This window comes from Ruegeria sp. O11 (assembly GCF_056535285.1).
Map to the genome: position 1 here is coordinate 105,022 of NZ_JBQERS010000004.1, position 17,760 is coordinate 122,781.

Annotated in this window: 19 protein-coding genes; 3 read left to right on the forward strand and 16 right to left on the reverse strand. The window is 55.4% G+C overall.

Annotated features, from left to right (window positions below):
- Position 1: 1 nt before the first annotated feature.
- The 6 genes from ACRZ91_RS10530 to ACRZ91_RS10555 form a co-directional block, all read right to left on the reverse strand.
- Entirely contained in the window at positions 2–730 is a 729-nt protein-coding gene (locus tag ACRZ91_RS10530) for an SDR family oxidoreductase (RefSeq protein ID WP_480905036.1), read from the reverse strand.
- Entirely contained in the window at positions 727–2,259 is a 1,533-nt protein-coding gene (locus tag ACRZ91_RS10535; RefSeq protein ID WP_480905039.1) for an ATP-dependent DNA helicase, read from the reverse strand. The genes ACRZ91_RS10530 and ACRZ91_RS10535 overlap by 4 nt, the downstream gene beginning before the upstream one ends.
- A gap of 60 nt (positions 2,260–2,319) precedes the next feature.
- Positions 2,320–2,958, reverse strand: coding sequence for an acyl-homoserine-lactone synthase (locus ACRZ91_RS10540; RefSeq protein WP_480905042.1), 639 nt, complete (start codon positions 2,956–2,958; stop codon positions 2,320–2,322).
- Positions 2,959–3,041: 83 nt separating this feature from the next.
- Positions 3,042–3,761, reverse strand: a complete 720-nt coding sequence (locus ACRZ91_RS10545; RefSeq protein WP_170544573.1) for a helix-turn-helix transcriptional regulator — start codon at positions 3,759–3,761, stop codon at positions 3,042–3,044.
- A gap of 367 nt (positions 3,762–4,128) precedes the next feature.
- Entirely contained in the window at positions 4,129–5,415 is a 1,287-nt protein-coding gene (ccrA, locus tag ACRZ91_RS10550; RefSeq protein ID WP_170474288.1) for a crotonyl-CoA carboxylase/reductase, read from the reverse strand.
- Between the two features lie 112 nt (positions 5,416–5,527).
- On the reverse strand, positions 5,528–6,910 hold the full coding sequence (locus ACRZ91_RS10555; RefSeq protein WP_480905046.1) for a 1-acyl-sn-glycerol-3-phosphate acyltransferase: 1,383 nt from the start codon (positions 6,908–6,910) through the stop codon (positions 5,528–5,530).
- A gap of 145 nt (positions 6,911–7,055) precedes the next feature.
- Between ACRZ91_RS10555 and ACRZ91_RS10560 the strand changes: the two genes are divergently transcribed.
- The 3 genes from ACRZ91_RS10560 (at position 7,056) to deoD (ending at position 10,177) form a co-directional block, all read left to right on the forward strand.
- Positions 7,056–9,023 carry a methylmalonyl-CoA mutase family protein gene (locus ACRZ91_RS10560; protein WP_480905049.1) on the forward strand — a complete coding sequence of 656 codons (1,968 nt, stop codon included), beginning with the start codon at positions 7,056–7,058 and terminating at the stop codon, positions 9,021–9,023.
- 108 nt (positions 9,024–9,131) lie between these two features.
- On the forward strand, positions 9,132–9,449 hold the full coding sequence (locus tag ACRZ91_RS10565) for an H-NS histone family protein (RefSeq protein WP_480905052.1): 318 nt from the start codon (positions 9,132–9,134) through the stop codon (positions 9,447–9,449).
- A gap of 17 nt (positions 9,450–9,466) precedes the next feature.
- Positions 9,467–10,177 carry a purine-nucleoside phosphorylase gene (deoD, locus tag ACRZ91_RS10570; protein WP_480905055.1) on the forward strand — a complete coding sequence of 237 codons (711 nt, stop codon included), beginning with the start codon at positions 9,467–9,469 and terminating at the stop codon, positions 10,175–10,177.
- A 13-nt stretch (positions 10,178–10,190) separates the two neighbouring features.
- Here the strand turns inward: deoD and ACRZ91_RS10575 are convergent, their stop codons facing one another.
- From ACRZ91_RS10575 to ACRZ91_RS10620, 10 genes are all read right to left on the reverse strand, one after another.
- Positions 10,191–11,054, reverse strand: coding sequence for an urea carboxylase-associated family protein (locus tag ACRZ91_RS10575; protein WP_480905058.1), 864 nt, complete (start codon positions 11,052–11,054; stop codon positions 10,191–10,193).
- A 286-nt stretch (positions 11,055–11,340) separates the two neighbouring features.
- A complete protein-coding gene (locus ACRZ91_RS10580) occupies positions 11,341–11,481 on the reverse strand; it encodes a hypothetical protein (RefSeq protein ID WP_170771933.1) in 141 nt (46 codons plus the stop codon).
- Between the two features lie 136 nt (positions 11,482–11,617).
- On the reverse strand, positions 11,618–12,397 hold the full coding sequence (locus tag ACRZ91_RS10585; protein WP_480905061.1) for a succinate dehydrogenase iron-sulfur subunit: 780 nt from the start codon (positions 12,395–12,397) through the stop codon (positions 11,618–11,620).
- 12 nt (positions 12,398–12,409) lie between these two features.
- Positions 12,410–14,218: a succinate dehydrogenase flavoprotein subunit gene (sdhA, locus tag ACRZ91_RS10590; RefSeq protein ID WP_480905064.1), complete on the reverse strand. Its 1,809-nt coding sequence runs from the start codon at positions 14,216–14,218 to the stop codon at positions 12,410–12,412.
- Positions 14,219–14,230: 12 nt separating this feature from the next.
- On the reverse strand, positions 14,231–14,614 hold the full coding sequence (locus ACRZ91_RS10595) for a succinate dehydrogenase, hydrophobic membrane anchor protein (RefSeq protein ID WP_480905067.1): 384 nt from the start codon (positions 14,612–14,614) through the stop codon (positions 14,231–14,233).
- Positions 14,615–14,626: 12 nt separating this feature from the next.
- Positions 14,627–15,010: a succinate dehydrogenase, cytochrome b556 subunit gene (gene sdhC, locus ACRZ91_RS10600; RefSeq protein ID WP_480905070.1), complete on the reverse strand. Its 384-nt coding sequence runs from the start codon at positions 15,008–15,010 to the stop codon at positions 14,627–14,629.
- A gap of 204 nt (positions 15,011–15,214) precedes the next feature.
- Positions 15,215–15,889 (reverse strand): DUF1194 domain-containing protein, encoded by a 675-nt coding sequence (locus ACRZ91_RS10605; protein ID WP_480905073.1) that lies wholly within the window; start codon positions 15,887–15,889, stop codon positions 15,215–15,217.
- Between the two features lie 66 nt (positions 15,890–15,955).
- Complete coding sequence (locus tag ACRZ91_RS10610; RefSeq protein ID WP_480905076.1) at positions 15,956–16,984, reverse strand: MaoC family dehydratase; 1,029 nt, start codon at positions 16,982–16,984, stop codon at positions 15,956–15,958.
- A complete protein-coding gene (locus ACRZ91_RS10615; protein WP_010442832.1) occupies positions 16,984–17,190 on the reverse strand; it encodes a DUF1737 domain-containing protein in 207 nt (68 codons plus the stop codon). Before ACRZ91_RS10615 ends, ACRZ91_RS10610 begins: the two co-directional genes overlap by 1 nt.
- 12 nt (positions 17,191–17,202) lie before the next feature.
- Complete coding sequence (locus ACRZ91_RS10620) at positions 17,203–17,757, reverse strand: NnrU family protein (RefSeq protein WP_480905080.1); 555 nt, start codon at positions 17,755–17,757, stop codon at positions 17,203–17,205.
- Between the last annotated feature and the right edge of the window lie 3 nt (positions 17,758–17,760).

Consider the following 17,760-nt stretch of genomic DNA (forward strand, 5'->3'; position numbering starts at 1 on the left):
CTCAGCCGCGGCCGATATAGGGCATCTTTGTCGCCATCACGGTCATGAACTGCACATTTGCTTCTAGCGGTAGCTGAGCCATATGCAAAACAGACCGGGCGGCATCGCCAACAGCCATCGTCGGATCGGGCTGAAGACCATCAGCGATGGCGTTCTCGACCAGCTCTTGCACCATGGGCGTGCGGGCGTTGCCGATATCAATCTGCCCACAGGCGATTCCAAAATCCCGCCCATCCAGCGACAAGCTGCGTGTCAGGCCCGTGATCGCATGTTTTGTTGCCGAGTAGTGTACCGAATTCGGGCGCGGTACATGGGCCGCGATTGATCCATTGTTGATGATCCGCCCGCCCTGCGGCTTCTGCGATCGCATCGTGGCAAACGCGGCGCGCGCACAATGGAACATCCCGTTCAGATTCACATTGACCGAGTTGTACCAATCCTCAAGCGCGATCTCATCAATCGTGCCGCCCGGCGCAAAAATGCCGGCGTTGTTGAACAGGACATCCAGACGGCCGATTTGTTTTACAAAGTTGGTGAACGCTTGAGCGACCGCTTCTGCGTCGGTCACATCAGCAACCAACGGGATCGCCTTGTCGCTGCCCTGCGCCATTGCTTCAAGTGTGTCGGCGCTGCGGGCCAATAGACCAACTGTCCAACCTTCTGCCAGAAACAACTCGGCGGTCGCGCGACCAATGCCCGAACTTGCGCCAGTTACGATGATTGTCTTCATGTCACTTCCGACTCCAATGTCAGCGACGGCGCCGCGACGGCCCGCAGGTCATCTACCCTTAAGGGATGTGTTGGCTTTGACAATCTGTTCCGCACCACCCAGATCAATCGCTCCTGCGCACGGGTAATAGCCACATAGGCAAGACGCTTCCAAAGCGGCTGCCCCGCCTCGGTCCGTCCCATACGCGCGGCGGCAAAAATATCCGGTGCGAACACCTGGACGGTGTCCCATTGAGAGCCCTGCGCCTTGTGAATTGTCACCGCAGCACCGTGCAGAAACGTCGCCCCCATCCGCGCAGCAAAGGGAATGAACGGCTCTTCCTCATCAGGCTTTTCGATTTGCACAATTGATGCAGCCGAGACCTGCGGGTCCTCAGCTCCCATAACATGTAAGCGCGAAAATCCGGGTTTGCGACCAGGGCCAAGGTAGATAACCTGTGCCCCTTTGATTAGCCCGCGCGCTTCAAGATCCAGCCGTTTCTTGCGGTGCTTCAATGGCAATTCAATGCCGTCACAGATCAGCGGTTCACCTTCCAGCAGCTCAGTTTCCGGCGCACCATGCACGCTGCGGAACGCCTGTATCAAACGGATGCGGGTCGCGTTGCGCCAGACCAGGACCGGACTACGCGACATCAGATCAACTTCGACCCGCTGGCCCCAGACAACGCGATCATCCTTGTGGGCGGTGTCCTCAATCAGACGCTCAAAATCCTCAAAGCCCATGGCGGGATCGGATAGAGCGTGGGCTAGATCAAGTATTGGGTTATCAGCCGTCTGCCTATGTACACGATGCAAGATCTGCTTACGCGGCTCTGACAACCCGTCAAAAACCATCGAACCCGATTGATTGACTGGTGCCAACTGCGCCGGATCACCAAACAGCAACAGCGTCGGGAAGATTTCTTTCAGATCTTCAAATTGGCGGTCATCCAGCATCGAGGCTTCGTCCACAAAGCCAATATCGAGGGGTTCATCGCGGCGTTTCCAGCCAGTAATAAAGTCAGATCCACGCAGACCAGCAGCGGCCAGAGCGCCTGGAATGGATTTGTTATTGGCATAAAACGCCGCCGCCCGGTCCAGCGCTTCGTCGGTCAACCCTTCAATCTCGGGTCGTTCGTCATTGCCCGCCAGCCATTCGGCAATCCGCTCATATTCCGGGTCATAAACGGGTGTATAAAGGATACGGTGGATCGTTGTTGCAGGCACTCCACGCAATCTTAAAACACTGGCTGCCTTGTTCGTCGGAGCAAGGATCGCAAGGCTGCGTTTGTCGCGGGACTTGCGGCTTTCAAAATCGCCCGAGATCAGGTTGACTCCAGTTTCGGCCAGAGCCTTGTAAAGTTCCGCCAGCAAAAGGGTTTTACCAGATCCCGCCTTGCCAACCACGGCCATGACACCCGATTTCCCGTTTCCGGGAAGTTTCAACAGAGCGTCATCCTCAAGATCAACTCCGGCCGAGCGCAACATCTCGGCAATGTTGTCGAAAGCGGTGGCTTGATCATCGGAAAAGGTGACTTGAGGTAGAGACATGGCGCGACCCTACAAGGACGCGCCGTGCGCCACCAGAGGCGGAATACGATTTCCGCGCTGTCAGGCAGAGAGAGCGAACCGATGCTGCTTCCCCTTCCCAAATGCGGTATTGAACCACAAGCGCGATAACTCTCTCGGGATGCCAGCACGGGCAGCGACTCGGTTGCAATCCTCTGCGGAATAAGGCCATAGGCCTACCAAAATCTGATCACGACCTTTGCCTTCTGATCCCAGAACCACGGGTGATGACCCAATCATTCGGTAAATCCGGATCATACGGGCATCAAAAACGCCAGCGATATGGGTTAGTCCAAATCCCTCCATAACCTCGCCCCCACTTAGCATGATAGCCCCGGCGGTATAGGCGCTGGCAGTTCGAGAAAGGCAAAAGCGCGTGACCTCCCAAATAAGCGGGCTACTGATCGGGCTGCCCCCGGTGAGATGGCCAAAAACGTCGTTCACCATAACCGGACCGGTCGTCGGCAATATCCGCATCGACCCTCCGTGACTGCCATCCGCTTCTTCCCAGATCACATAGAGCGGATTGAGGTCATCGTATTGATCCCGCTCTTCCCCCCTTTCGTTAAGCTTTACATCCCAACCAAGCCGAGTTTTGAATTGATCGGCGCGATCTCTGAACATTCCTTCGGCCAATGCCGGAAATTTATGCAGCTCATCAGCATAAAGATAACGCAACATGATGTATTCCCCTTGTCGTCCATATCTGGAACAAAAGGGGTACAAACACGTGGTTAATTTTAAATGAGGTCACCGTACGGTGGTTAAACCACTATTAATCCTCTGCTGAGCGCGGTGGCGATTGCATGAGTCGTGTTCTGCGCTCCGAGTTTCGAACGCGCACTTTCGATATAGGCCCTGAGCGTATGCTCCGAGATCGAAAGCGAATGTGCCACTTGCGCCCTACTGTAACCCAGCGCCAGCAGTGTCATCGCATCTATCTCGCGAGGTGAAAGCCCGCGCGTCGTTTCCGGTTGTCGATTTTTGGCAAATTCCAGTGCTTTTCGGTTAAGAAAATGCGCCACTAAAATCAGATCGCGACCATGGGCGTCTTTGAACGTCTGCCAGGCCGCATCGTCGCACGTGTTATTCACGGTGAACAATGCGAACTGCCCGCTGGGTCCGCGCAATGGGATCGAGTATCCCTGATTTCCAACACCATGATCCTGCGCGTCTTCCAAGAAAGCTCTGACGGCTTTGCCCGACCAATTCAGTTGTTTCCAATCCACTGCATGGAAGCGCTGAAAACAACCCAGGATAACCGGATCAATCCGGTGGTAGTTTTTATCGCGATACTGCTTGTCCCAGGCATCCGAATATGTCGTAAACCCATATTGGTCACCGGCACCATCGACCCAGTGATAGGTTACATGGTCGATGCGCAGCGTGTCACGCAGCTGGATGAGTATAGTCGCAAGCTCTTCAAGCGTGCTGGTGCTTTCCAAATCCTCGAGGATCTGACTCAAATCGAACTTTGTTCCCATTCGCGGGCGCGCAAGCCTCATCCTTTGAGGACGCAATCTCGGCCGCTGCGATTAGCCTTGTATCATCAAGCTGCTCGGCAAGTGCGCTCAACCCATTTGCCACCGCAAAGGCGTTGAGATCCGACAATACGTCCAATATCCACTCATTCTGCGCCATTAGGGTGTCTCCGAAATAGTTAACGAAGGGTTAACACAACCATAACATGTGCAGTCTATTTCGGCCTATTCACTGCTTTCTACTCCCCAGAAATAGTGAGGGCTAGATCTCTAACGTATTGAAAAAAATTGATAACCGGGAATCGCAAATCACCCGCAAGGACGAAGCTATGCCTTGCGGGTGATGAAGCTGTTCAAAAAACTGAGACCGTTAGTCGCGGGCGGCTAATACTTCCTCAAGGGTGCGCATACCCGTATACGGAGCCTGAACTAACACCGACATATTGCCCGGCTTGTGTTCATTTCGCATCATCTTCATATGCGCCTCGGGCAGCTCCTTCCAGGTAAACACCTCGGACATGCATGGATCCAATCGGCGTTCTACCATCAGCTTATTCGCTGCGGCGGCTTGCTTGAGATGAGCGAAGTGCGAGCCCTGCAAACGTTTCTGATGCATCCACATATAGCGCACGTCGAAGGTCAGATTATAGCCAGTGGTCCCGGCACAAATCACGACCATGCCGCCTTTTTTCACCACAAAGGTCGATACCGGGAATGTGCTTTCACCCGGATGCTCGAACACCATGTCGACGTTCACACCTTTGCCGGTGATATCCCAGATGGCCTTGCCGAACTTGCGGGCCTCTTTGAACCATTCGGCATATTCAGGCGTATTGACCGTGGGCAACTGGCCCCAGCAGTTGAAGTCCTTGCGGTTCAGAACGCCTTTGGCACCCAGCCCCATAACAAAGTCACGTTTGCTTTCGTCCGAGATCACGCCGATCGCGTTAGCTCCCGCCGTATTGATCAGCTGGATTGCGTAAGAGCCCAGACCGCCCGACGCGCCCCAGACCAGTACGTTCTGGCCAGGTTTCAAGTCATGCGGTTCGTGACCGAACAGCATCCGATAAGCCGTTGCCAGGGTCAAAGTGTAGCAGGCGCTTTCTTCCCAAGTCAGGTGCTTGGGGCGCGGCATCAGCTGCTGTGCCTGTACATTTGTAAACTGCGCGAACGACCCATCTGGTGTCTCATATCCCCAGATGCGCTGGCTGTCCGAGTACATCGGATCGCCGCCGTTACAGTGCTCATCATCACCATCATCCTGGTTGCAATGAATGACCACTTCGTCGCCAACCTTCCAGCGTGTGACCTTCTCACCCACGGCCCAGACGATGCCCGAAGCATCCGAGCCCGCAATATGGTAAGGGGCTTTGTGTCCGTCAAACGGGCTGATGGGCTTGCCCAACGAGGCCCAGACACCGTTATAGTTCACACCCGCCGCCATAACGAGAACCAGAACTTCGTGGCTGTCCAGCTTGGGGACATCAACCACCTCGAGCTGCATTGCCGTGTCTGGCTCGCCATGACGCTCTTTCCGGATGGCCCAAGCATACATTTGCTTGGGTACAAATCCCATTGGAGGGATTTCACCCATTTCATAGAGGTCCTTTTCCGGTGCCTCATACGACGCGATACCGCTATCGACATCCAAAGCCATGTTGGCCTCCTTTGTTCTTATCTATTGCCGCGCCGCAGAATCGCGGCTTTCCTCAGATGGAATATTGATCCCTGAGTAATATTGCAACCGTTTTTGATGTATTTTTGTAATTTTATGACCCAGCAGTCGCAGAATTATTTTCTGCAACTGCATCATGCCCTGCGCGATCAACAGGTTCGGACGCAGCCGCATAATATGCAAGCAACTCGGCCCGCTCGCCTGAAGGGCGCAGCACTCCACTTTCTCGCCGCAATATCCGGCGCTCAACTAACTGGTTGATCGCATCATCAATTGCCTCACCTTCGCCGTTGGCGACAGCTTTACCACCCATTTCCAGCAATCGAGATTTCAGGTCCTCTTCTGACATCTGCCCTTCGTCCTGCAGCAGCCGACATGCTGCGGGGACCGGCACAAAGGGTATCGCAGCGCCGATTCTACGCATGAGCTCGCGCGCCAAATCAGTCGTCAAATCCCGCTCATGCGAAGCGCGAAATTCCTTTAAGGATATCGGCGTTGCATATTGGACTGATGCAATCCCAAACTTTTTGTAACGCCCAACAAGACGCCGCCAGATTTGCTTTAGTGTCCAGCGCGTGATGACCCCAATACGTGCACGAAACCGGCGTTCACTGTCCTGCGCCGCAGCCGTCAGGACTGTATCTTCCAAAACGCGATCGTAATTCAGGGCGACAGGTACGAATACAACATCCCGCCCCTTCGGATCCACGCCATCGATGATGTATTTAAGCAAACCCAGCTTAGGGCGGCCCAGTTTACCTGTCAGGCTCAACCCGCCCTCTGGGAACATGGCCTGTGTAACACCCGCTTCGGTCGCGTGACGCACATAGCTTGCCAGCACCTGACGATACAAATCGCTGCCCGATTTACGTCGAATGAAGTAGGCCCCCATTGCACGTATCAAACGACTCAGCGGCCAAACACGGGCCCATTCGCCCACAGCGTAGGAAAGTGTCGAATGATCCGCCGCCAGATAGGTAACAAGCACATAGTCCATATTGCTGCGGTGGTTCATGACGTAAACGACTGTCGCTTCGGGATCGATATCGTCTAGGGCCGACTTGTCCTCATACCCCAACTGGACCTTGTAGAACGCGTTGCTGAGCATTCGCGCAAATCGAATGGCTATGCTGAAATACGCAACTGTTGAAAAAGACGGGGCGATCTCTCGTGCATAGCGTTGGGCCTGTTCCGAGGCGACGGCATCGGGCACACCCTCCTCTTTGGCATGCTTCTGTACGGCCTTGCTGACTTGAGGGTCATAGATAAGCCTCTGAATCATATCGTGGCGCCCGGCCAGTTTGAACGGCTGGATCGGACGCTGCAGGCGTTTGTTCAGCCGCGCAACAGCACGTTCAAGGCGGCGGCGGAAAAACCACCGCACTGAAGGAAATAAGAAATGCGAGGCAAAGGTGACCGTGGCAAACAGCACAATCAGCACAAACAACCAAATCGGTATTTCCACAGTCTGCATCATTTGGGCACAGTGCCATCAATCGCAAACACCCACAATCTGAAGAAACTTGCGATGCCGCAACGCAGCGAATTGACATATACCGAAAATTGCGATTTATGCCTATAGAGCGTAATTTTGTTACCCACCGATCCGCGAGGCCCGACCCATGACGCAGTTGCAGAAAGACCGCCCCTGGCTCATCCGTACCTATGCCGGTCACTCGACGGCCAAAGCGTCAAACGCGCTTTATCGTGCAAACCTGGCTAAAGGCCAGACCGGACTATCTGTGGCTTTCGATCTGCCAACCCAAACCGGATATGACAGCGACCATACGTTGGCACGTGGAGAGGTTGGTAAGGTCGGTGTGCCGATCTGCCATCTGGGGGATATGCGGAATCTGTTCGATCAAATCCCGCTGGAACAGATGAACACCTCGATGACGATCAACGCCACGGCCCCATGGCTTTTGGCGCTTTATATCGCGGTGGCCGAGGAACAGGGTGCTGATGTCTCTAAACTGCAGGGCACAGTACAGAACGATCTGATCAAGGAATATCTGAGCCGCGGCACCTATGTATGCCCGCCCAAGCCATCCCTGAAGATGATCGCGGACGTGGCCGAGTATTGCTACGAAAACGTGCCCAAATGGAACCCGATGAACGTGTGTTCCTACCATTTGCAAGAGGCAGGCGCGACACCCGAGCAAGAGCTGGCCTATGCGCTGGCCACCGCCATCGCGGTTCTGGACGAACTGCGCCCGCGCGTTCCAGCGGAAGACTTCCCCGCACTCTGCGGACGGATTTCGTTTTTTGTGAATGCGGGTATCCGGTTTGTCACCGAAATGTGCAAAATGCGCGCATTTGTGGATCTTTGGGATGAGATTCTGCAGCGACGCTATGGTGTCGAAGACCCCAAGTTCCGCCGCTTTCGCTACGGCGTTCAGGTGAACTCGCTGGGGTTGACTGAACAGCAGCCGGAAAACAACGTCTATCGCATTCTGATCGAAATGCTGGCGGTCACCCTGTCAAAACGCGCCCGCGCCCGTGCGGTTCAATTGCCCGCCTGGAATGAAGCGCTGGGTCTGCCGCGCCCTTGGGATCAGCAATGGTCGATGCGGATGCAACAGATTCTTGCCTATGAAACCGACCTGCTGGAGTATGGCGATCTGTTTGATGGCAACCCGGTAGTCGATGCCAAAGTCGAAGAACTCAAGAATGGTGCGCGGGCCGAATTGGCCAACCTCGAGTCGATGGGTGGCGCTGTTGCATCGATCGAATACATGAAATCCCGCCTCGTCGAATCCAACGCCGAACGCCTGAACCGGATTGAACGCAACGAGACCGTTGTTGTTGGGGTCAATAAATGGATCGAGGGTGAAGCCTCACCCCTGCAAACTGAAGATGGCGGCATCATGGTTGTCGACCCGGCGGTTGAACAGGAACAGATCGGGCGGCTCAATGACTGGCGGACAGTGCGGGATAACGCTGCGGTTAGCGCCGCGCTGCAGGCCTTACGCGAAGCGGCGCAATCAAGTGCTAATGTGATGGAACCTTCAATCGCCGCGGCCAAGGCCGGGGTTACAACCGGTGAATGGGCCGAAGAGATGCGTAAAGCATACGGCACCTATCGTGGGCCGACAGGTGTTTCCGGTTCAGTTTCGAACAAAACCGAAGGGTTGGAGGAATTGCGCGCCGCCGTTGATGCGGTCAGCGACCGTCTTGGACGCCGCTTGAAGTTCCTTGTCGGCAAGCCCGGCTTGGACGGCCACTCGAACGGAGCTGAACAGATTGCTTTCCGCGCACGCGATTGTGGAATGGATATCAGTTATGAAGGTATTCGCCTGACACCCGAAGAAATTGTGTCAGCAGTCCAAGAGACCAATGCACATGTGATTGGTCTGTCCATTCTTTCGGGCAGCCACTTGCCGCTGGTCAAGGACGTGATGACGCGTCTGACCGAAGCGGGTCTGAGCGACATACCTGTCATCGTAGGCGGTATTATTCCCGATGAAGATGCAGAGCAATTGCGTTCCATGGGCGTGGCCAAAATCTATACGCCAAAGAACTTCGAATTGAATTTGATCATGGGTGATATTGTGACCTTGGTTGACCCCAAGGAAATCGCGGCTGAGTAGAAAAAAATGAACTCCCAATTCTAATTCCCAATTGGATGGAATAGAGATATTCGGATAAATTGAATTCCCATTGCGTTTTGCAGCGGAATAACCGGATTGGAGAGATAAATGGCAATCGATCTAGAGAAAATGTCGCGAAAAGAATTGCTCAAACTGCGCGACCAGGTCGAAAAGGCGCTCAAAACCGCTGAAGCGCGAGAGCGAAAAGCGGCGTTGAAGGCGGCCCAAGAGGCTGCAGCCGAGTTTGGCTTCTCGCTTTCTGAATTGTCGGGCGATGGTTCAAAACCGGCGAAAGGCTCTAAGGCAAAGCCAAAGTACCAAAACCCTAACGACCCAACGCAAACCTGGACAGGACGCGGTCGTAAACCGCAATGGGTTCACGACGCTCTGAATGCAGGCATCGATATTTCAGACCTCGAGATCTGAGTTGAGGTAATGCCAAAATGACAATTCATATTGGAGCCAAAACAGGGGATATCGCCGAAACTGTTCTTTTGCCCGGCGATCCCTATCGCGCGAAATGGGCGGCTGAGACATTTCTGGATGATGTTAAGCTGGTCAACGAAGTACGCGGCATGCTGGGATTTACCGGCACCTGGAAAGGAAACCGTGTTACGATTCAAGGCAGCGGCATGGGGATGCCTTCCCTGTCAATCTATGTGAACGAACTAATCCGCGACTATGGTGCAAAAACACTGATCCGGATCGGTTCTTGTGGTGGCATGCAGGAAAGCGTGAATGTGCGTGATGTCATTCTGGCGATGACTTCGACCACGCTCAGCACGCCGTCGCGCGGCATCATGAAAGAGATGAACTTCGCCCCTTGCGCCGATTGGGGATTGCTGCAGGCCGCGGCGCAGGCGGCGCAATCCAAAAGTACACCGACCCATGTGGGCGGCATCTATTCGTCAGATATTTTCTACGATGAGCGTCCAGACCTGAACGAACAAATGGTTCGCCACGGCATTTTAGGGGTCGAGATGGAAGCGGCCGAGCTTTATATCCTCGCTGCGCGTCACAAATGCCGGGCGTTGGCGGTGCTCACAGTTTCAGACCACTTGCTGACCGGCGAAGCCCTGCCCTCCTCGGATCGGGAGAGCAGCTTTGGCGAAATGGTTGAGATTGCGCTTCAAGCAGCGTTTCCAGAGGGTTGAACAATCCCAGAGCTTAACGCCCATGCGTGCCATCATATCCGTTGCACGCAGGGCTGCTCCATCCTTCCAAGGCACCTTCAGCTGGGGCGAATGTTTCCACTAGCAAGGGATAACACGCCGCTGTATCCGATGAGTGCTCCGACGAGCAATCGCCGCCGGGGCACGCGCTGAGATTTCCAAGCAAGTCGATCTCGGCAAAAAACTCAAGATAATCACCAGGACGCACGGGTGACGCCTTCATGAAGTATTGACCCGTGTCCCGCGTGAACCCGGTGCACATGAACACATTCAACACATCATGCACGGCGGGCTCAGCTTCGGCCAACGAGATGCCTAAATGATCCGCCAACGCGCGTGTAAGGTTTGAATGACAACAGTGATGGTACTGCGTTCCGGATAGAAGATTGCCGGTGTAGGGGTCGCAACGCGTTCCGATCACATCATGGACCGATCCGCCAAATTCATCGATTCCATACCAGCCCAGCGTATCGGCAATGATGGTCGCCATGGGCCGCATATGTGGAAAGCTCGACCACATTCGCTCACCCGTTGTGAGGTGCGTACCGTGCAGCGCGCGCGTCTTGCCAGAGTAAAACCGTTCCGACAGATCAGTGAGGCTCCACATGTTGAGATCACCAACCTGAGCCCCCTCGACAGACGTGATCCGAAAGAAATGTCCGGCAGGCACCTCAAAGCATCGTGCGTCGCGCGGTGGAACCAAAACCTCACCTGTTTTCTGAGCACCTGCGCGGGCATTTTGATAAAGCTCAAGACTAGGTTGGGGCAGCCCTTCATTCGGGTAGCAAATCACTGGTGCAATCGCGCGGCGGGCATCTGCATCAGCGGGAGGTCGGGGAGTGGTCTGGGATTCTGTCATGGGCCGAGACTGGCTCAGTTCATCCAGGCGGGAAACCCCAAACTTTTATCATTGCCCTTTCTGGCATTGTTTCGGTTCGGCATCAGATTGCGAAACCGCGCCGCAAAAGGCACAACGCCAATTGCCCTCGCTTCGGTGCTGCCGCCATCTGCAGTCTCGCGACAGTGAAGACGTGCGGGACCGCCAATGGAAATAGGCGAACACACCAGCGGCAAGCAGAAGCAGGAGAATAGGCATGTCACTGCTTTGCCGATTGCACCAAAGTTTTCAAGCCCGTGTAAGACGGTCAGGCCGCGTTTGCGTACTCAAACAGTTCGGGAGTTTCGTTTTTGTTCGGAACGACCGGTTCGGGCGAATAATAGGCCCAAGCCTGTTCCAATAACCTGAGCGCTTCGGCTGCATCGCATTTTTGGGTTTGTTTGCTCATTGGAGTGACCTCTATTCGATTTATCACTCCTCCCTATGCGAAACTTAAATCCGCTCAGCGGCAAACGCATCGCATAGTTTTGCAGAGGCGTCATGCACTTGCCGCAAACCGGCAAGTGCTTTGGTTTGGTGCGCGATCAGACCGCGCGATCGATCATCATCTTCTTGATTTCAGCAATCGCCTTAGCCGGATTCAGACCCTTGGGGCAGGTCTTGGCACAGTTCATGATGGTGTGGCAGCGATACAGTTTGAACGGATCTTCCAACTCATCCAGACGCTCACCCGTTGCTTCATCGCGGCTGTCAATGATCCAGCGATAGGCGTGTAGCAGCGCTGCAGGGCCGAGATAGCGGTCACCGTTCCACCAGTAGCTGGGGCACGAGGTCGAGCAGCTGGCGCACATCACACATTCGTAGAGACCATCCAGCTTTTTGCGATCCTCAATCGACTGCTTCCATTCCTTCGCAGGACGGTTGGTTTTGGTTTCCAACCACGGCATGATCGAGGCATGCTGGGCATAGAAATGCGTGAGATCCGGGATCAGATCCTTAACTACCGGCATATGCGGCAGTGGATAGATTTTCACGTCGCCCTTGATCTCATCCATGCCATAGATACAGGCCAGCGTGTTGATACCATCGATATTCATCGCGCAGGAGCCACAGATGCCCTCGCGGCAGGACCGGCGGAAAGTCAGTGTCGGGTCGATCTCGTTCTTGATCTTGATCAGCGCATCCAGAACCATCGGACCGCAAGTGTCCATGTCGACGAAATAGGTATCGACACGCGGGTTCTGGCCATCATCCGGGTTCCAGCGATAAATATGGAACTTGCGGACATTGGTCGCGCCATCGGGCTTGGGCCATGTCTTGCCGGTGGTGATCCGGGAATTCTTGGGGAGGGTCAATTGTACCATGGGTTCCTCTCCTTAGAACGTCCGCGCTTTGGGCGCGATTTTCTTCAGGCTGATGCCGCCTTCGGCCTCGGTGCTCAGCGGGTCGACGATCACTGGGCGATAACTGAGATCGACCTGCGTTCCGTCGACGCGAGACACCGTGTGAACGCGCCAGTTTTCATCGTCACGCTCTGAAAAGTCTTCGTGTGCGTGGGCTCCACGGCTTTCCTTGCGCGCCTCAGCGCCAACGATAGTAGCCAGAGCGTTGGGCATAAGGTTCGCCAGTTCCAGCGTTTCCATCAGGTCGCTGTTCCAAACCAGCGAACGGTCGGTGACTTGCAGATCATCCATCTTGGCAGCGATCGCGGTCATCCTTTCAACGCCTTCGGCCATCGTCTTCGCGGTGCGGAAAACAGCCGCGTCCGCCTGCATGGTTTTTTGCATCTCAAGCCGCAAATCAGCAGTTGGGATCGCACCGCTGGCGTTACGCGCCGCATCGAAGCGGTCAAACGCCTTGTCGACCGATACTTGGTTCAGCACCGGGTTCGGAGCCTCTGCATCCACGACCTTACCCGCGCGGATAGCTGCCGCACGACCAAAGACAACGAGGTCTATCAGAGAGTTTGAGCCCAACCGGTTTGCGCCGTGCACCGAGGCACAACCGGCCTCACCCACAGCCATCAGACCCGGCACAACGGCGGTCGGATCATCAGCAGTTGGGTTCAGAACCTCGCCCCAATAGTTCGTCGGGATACCGCCCATGTTGTAGTGCACGGTGGGCAGAACCGGGATCGGCTCTTTGGTGACGTCCACGCCTGCGAAAATCTTGGCCGATTCCGAAATGCCCGGCAGTCGTTCCGCCAGAGCTTCAGCGGGCAAGTGGCTCAGGTTCAGGTGGATGTGATCCCCTTCGCCACCAACGCCGCGCCCTTCGCGGATTTCCATGGTCATCGAACGGCTGACATAGTCGCGCGGTGCTAGGTCTTTGTACTGGGGCGCATAGCGCTCCATGAACCGCTCGCCTTCCGAGTTGGTCAGATAACCGCCCTCGCCGCGCGCGCCTTCGGTGATCAGGCAACCCGAACCATAGATACCGGTCGGGTGAAACTGCACAAACTCCATATCCTGAAGCGCCAGCCCTGCGCGGGCCACCATGCCCCCGCCGTCGCCAGTGCAGGTGTGTGCCGAGGTCGCGCTGAAATATGCTCGACCATAACCACCAGTCGCCAGCACCACCATCTTGGCGTTGAAGACGTGCATGGTACCATCATCCAGCTTCCAGCAGACGACGCCCTGACATTGCCCGTCTTCGGACATGATCAAGTCGATTGCGAAATACTCGATGTAGAACTCGGCATTGTTCTTCAGCGACTGACCATAGAGCGTATGCAGAATCGCATGGCCCGTCCGGTCGGCGGCGGCACAGGTCCGCTGCACGGCGGGGCCTTCGCCAAATTCGGTGGTGTGGCCACCAAATGGGCGCTGATAGATCTTGCCTTCTTCGGTCCGGCTGAATGGCACACCATAATGTTCCAGCTCATAGACGGCCTTTGGAGCCTCGCGCGCGAGATATTCCATCGCATCCGTATCGCCCAGCCAATCCGAGCCTTTGACGGTGTCATACATATGCCACTGCCAATGGTCTGGCCCCATATTCGACAAGGACGCCGCGATGCCGCCCTGCGCCGCCACGGTGTGTGAACGGGTCGGGAATACCTTCGTCACACAAGCGGTGCGCAGACCCTGTTCCGCCATGCCCAAAGTCGCGCGCAAACCCGCGCCGCCGGCACCAACAACAACCACGTCATATTCGTGGGTTTCGTATTCATATGCTGCTGTCATTGTTCTTGTTCCTTACTGCGCATAATCGAGGGCAAGCCGAGCGAGAGCAAAAAGACCCGCAGCAATCAGTGTGTAGGCAAACGCCCGTGCGGCCATCAGCGCCAGCTTTTCTGCAACGCCGTGCACGTAGTCCTCAATCGCCTCCTGCGCTTCGCGCAGCAGATGCGGGACGACAACAACCAATGTCAGACCCATGACAATCGCCGGGAATGGTCGGCTGTAATACGCCAGAGCTTCTTCGTAGGTGCCACCCAACGCGCGCCCGAAGGTGAATACAAACAGCGGAACAAGAATGACCAGCGCCGCTGAGCTGAGCATCATCTGCCAATGATGATGTGTACCTGCGCGTCCGGCTCCCATGCCCTGTGCGCGTTTACGGTCTGTTAGAAACTGCATACCAGCCTCCCTCTAAAGCGCCACGGCTGTGATCAAGGCGAGAACCGTCGCCAGAACAAACATGCCAATGCCCATCTTCTCGGACACTTCGACATTCACGCAATATCCGAGATCCCAGATGACATGCCGCAAACGGCCCAGCATGTGATAGAAAATTGCCCACGCTGCGCCGAACATGACCAGATCACCCAGGAAACTGGTCATCAGACCATTGATCAGGTCATAGGCGCCTGCCGATGTGGCTGACGCCAGCAACCACCAAACGACCAACAAAGCCAAACCAAAGGACGCTAGACCCGTGATGCGCACCATAATCGAAGAAATGGACGTCATCTGCGGACGATAGATCGTCAAATGCGGAGAGAGCGGGCGGTTGCCCCGATTTACATCGGCCATGTTGGCTCCTTTTCGGTTGGCTACCGAACGTTTTACTGTTTTTTACGACTCTGTCACGCGCTGCAGGTGCAAAATCCAGTAAATTTGACGCAAAATCGCTTATAAGCAGTATTTGTGATCACACAAAATAATCTCGTGATCACAAAATACATTCGATACCACCAATGTTAGCGTTTTCAACGGAAAAGCAATGTGATCACGAATCTATGGCTGAGTTTGAGACAGCCCTGCAGTCTGCTGCGTCACCTCGCGCAAAAGCTTTTTGCGAATACGCTCAGGGTAATCAGCAAAGCCCGCGGCAGAGACGACAAAGGCCCCCTCACCCACGATAACATTCTCGAAGAAATAGGCTGTCAGGTCCGGTTCGCTTTCTTCTATAGCAATCGCGTTCACTGTGATTCCACTCTCACGCAATTTGGCGTGGATCGTCGAAGGTTCGATACCTTCATTCGAAATTCCGTCACCTGAAAGATCAATCAGATGTCTTTTGCAATCGCGCACCTCGTCGAAGCTTGTCACGGTCATCTCAAGCGCTTCACCAATTGCTGTAGAGAAATTACGCCAGACACGCGGATCAGCAGCGACCTGTTCGGCAAAATCGTCCAAAGTGGCAAAGCTGTCGATCCGGGTCCATGGGATCGTGATCCTCTGGCGCGAACTCCCAGTCCATTGAACCAGCATAAGCCGGGCCTGCCCGCGCACCAGCGCCTCGGAAACAATGGGATCACGCAGCCCAGCGGCAAGGCCGACCATCTGGATGCGGTATTCCTCGGAATCCACCGAGCCTGACACATCGACGGCCAGAGCAAGAGCAAGATCACAGGCAAATGCTTGCGGTGCCAGAAACAAACTGACCATGAGTGCGCGTAACATCGTCATACGCCGAGCCTAGCACGGATTTCACCGACCGCGATCACTTCAATGTCAGCAATCGGGCAGCCCGACTTACATGGGCATCAAGGCCCAGTAATCCAGATCCAATAGCACGTTGGGCAGGTACTTCCCATCCTCATTGCGCAGCTCAAATGGCTCCCCGCCCTTGGTCGCCACAAGCCGCAATCGTAGTGCACCGATTCCCGGTGTTCCGGTCTCGGCCTTATCCAGAACCTCGGACCAGGTCTTGATCGTGTCGCCCGCAAAACAGGGGTTGGCGTGGGCGCCGCCGTTCAGACCGACGATCATCTGAGCGTTCGCCAATCCATTAAACGACAAGGCACGCGCCATCGAGATCACGTGGCCGCCATAGATCAGTCGGCCCTCGGGGCGGAAGGTGAGATCGAAATGCACTTTGGCCGTGTTCTGCCAAAGGCGCGTGGCAAGCATATGCTCGGCCTCTTCGATGGTCACGCCATCGACATGATCTATCGTTTCTCCCGTGTTGTACGCATCCCAGCGGTGGTTTTCGCCGGATTGTACAAAATCGTATTTCGAGAAATCGAGGCCCTGCGGCACGACCAGATCGCCAACATCCAGCACCTTCTTCAGGTCGGGCACAACGGACTCAGGCGCGGGCGCATCTAGGTTAGATTTGCGCACCATCACCCAGCGCACATATTCGATCACCACTTCGTCGCGCTGGTTCAAACCGAGCGTACGCACCCAAACCACTCCGGTTTTGCCGTTTGAGTTCTGCTTAAGGCCAATCACCTCAGATTCAGCGCGCAGCGTATCGCCGGGATAGACCGGTCGCAGCCAGCGACCCTCGGCATAGCCCAGATTGGCCACGGCGTTCAGCGAGATATCGGGAACCGTTTTGCCGAACACCACATGAAACGCAGCCAGATCGTCAATCGGGCTTTGCGGCAGGCCGCAATTCCGGGCGAATTCATCCGAGGAATAGAGCGCATGGCGCGCCGGGTAGAGCGCGTGATACAGCGCGCGTTCACCATCTGTCACAGTGCGGGGCACTGCGTGATGCAGCACCTGCCCGACGGAATAATCCTCGAAAAAGTTACCCGGATTGGTTTTTGCCATTATTGCTGTCCCAGTTTCATGTCGGGGGAATAGTCGGCGTCGACTTCTTTCGTCACGGCCTGCGCGCAGCGCATCACGTTGTTGGCTGCGTCAAAGGCGTAAGAGGGATCGCCATACAGCTCCCACCCTTTCGCCAGCGCGTCCGAGACCTTGTGGCAGAAGGCTGACGTGTCTTCCTCGGTCAACAAACGATAAAGTTTCGCCATTGATTTGGTCCCTTAGCCACCGAACGGAGATGGGCCAACCAGCCCGTGAATATAGCCAACAATGCCCAACAGCACGATGGATCCCACAAAAAACATCACGTCTTTGCCATAGGTGCCGGGTTCACCCGGGGTCCAGTCTGGCTCGGACTTGTTGATCACGATGACTTCGACGATCGCCCAGGCCAGCAGGCCACCAAACAGCACGATCGAGGCCAGATCGCCATTTACCAGCAAATGCGCAATGGCCCAAAGCTTGAAGCCGCCCAGCATCGGGTGGCGCACTCTATTCAGAAGACGGCCTTTCTGTCCTGCCGGGCTCATCAAGTAGAACGCAATCAACACCAGCAGGTTGTTAATGTGGATCAGGAAGGTCGGCGGCGCCCAGACATAGATGAAATCGGTCATGCGATAGCCGAAAATCATTAGAAGGATCGCACCCGCCAAAGCTAGCGCCACGACGCCCTTGCCCGCATCGCCCATGGCGGCACGGCGTTCCGGCATCACGCGCTTGAAGAGATGTGCGGCCCACCACAACGCCACACCAAGAATCAGAAGAACAAAGCCCATGCT

Bases quoted from the DNA above. Each gene is read 5' to 3' on its own strand.
- ACRZ91_RS10530 (WP_480905036.1), bottom strand. From the start codon at position 730: ATGAAGACAATCATCGTAACTGGCGCAAGTTCGGGCATTGGTCGCGCG.
- ACRZ91_RS10535 (WP_480905039.1), bottom strand. From the start codon at position 2,259: ATGTCTCTACCTCAAGTCACCTTTTCCGATGATCAAGCCACCGCTTTC.
- ACRZ91_RS10540 (WP_480905042.1), bottom strand. From the start codon at position 2,958: ATGTTGCGTTATCTTTATGCTGATGAGCTGCATAAATTTCCGGCATTG.
- ACRZ91_RS10545 (WP_170544573.1), bottom strand. From the start codon at position 3,761: ATGGGAACAAAGTTCGATTTGAGTCAGATCCTCGAGGATTTGGAAAGC.
- ccrA (WP_170474288.1), bottom strand. From the start codon at position 5,415: ATGGCTTTGGATGTCGATAGCGGTATCGCGTCGTATGAGGCACCGGAA.
- ACRZ91_RS10555 (WP_480905046.1), bottom strand. From the start codon at position 6,910: ATGATGCAGACTGTGGAAATACCGATTTGGTTGTTTGTGCTGATTGTG.
- ACRZ91_RS10560 (WP_480905049.1), top strand. From the start codon at position 7,056: ATGACGCAGTTGCAGAAAGACCGCCCCTGGCTCATCCGTACCTATGCC.
- ACRZ91_RS10565 (WP_480905052.1), top strand. From the start codon at position 9,132: ATGGCAATCGATCTAGAGAAAATGTCGCGAAAAGAATTGCTCAAACTG.
- deoD (WP_480905055.1), top strand. From the start codon at position 9,467: ATGACAATTCATATTGGAGCCAAAACAGGGGATATCGCCGAAACTGTT.
- ACRZ91_RS10575 (WP_480905058.1), bottom strand. From the start codon at position 11,054: ATGACAGAATCCCAGACCACTCCCCGACCTCCCGCTGATGCAGATGCC.
- ACRZ91_RS10580 (WP_170771933.1), bottom strand. From the start codon at position 11,481: ATGAGCAAACAAACCCAAAAATGCGATGCAGCCGAAGCGCTCAGGTTA.
- ACRZ91_RS10585 (WP_480905061.1), bottom strand. From the start codon at position 12,397: ATGGTACAATTGACCCTCCCCAAGAATTCCCGGATCACCACCGGCAAG.
- sdhA (WP_480905064.1), bottom strand. From the start codon at position 14,218: ATGACAGCAGCATATGAATACGAAACCCACGAATATGACGTGGTTGTT.
- ACRZ91_RS10595 (WP_480905067.1), bottom strand. From the start codon at position 14,614: ATGCAGTTTCTAACAGACCGTAAACGCGCACAGGGCATGGGAGCCGGA.
- sdhC (WP_480905070.1), bottom strand. From the start codon at position 15,010: ATGGCCGATGTAAATCGGGGCAACCGCCCGCTCTCTCCGCATTTGACG.
- ACRZ91_RS10605 (WP_480905073.1), bottom strand. From the start codon at position 15,889: ATGACGATGTTACGCGCACTCATGGTCAGTTTGTTTCTGGCACCGCAA.
- ACRZ91_RS10610 (WP_480905076.1), bottom strand. From the start codon at position 16,984: ATGGCAAAAACCAATCCGGGTAACTTTTTCGAGGATTATTCCGTCGGG.
- ACRZ91_RS10615 (WP_010442832.1), bottom strand. From the start codon at position 17,190: ATGGCGAAACTTTATCGTTTGTTGACCGAGGAAGACACGTCAGCCTTC.
- ACRZ91_RS10620 (WP_480905080.1), bottom strand. From the start codon at position 17,757: ATGGGCTTTGTTCTTCTGATTCTTGGTGTGGCGTTGTGGTGGGCCGCA.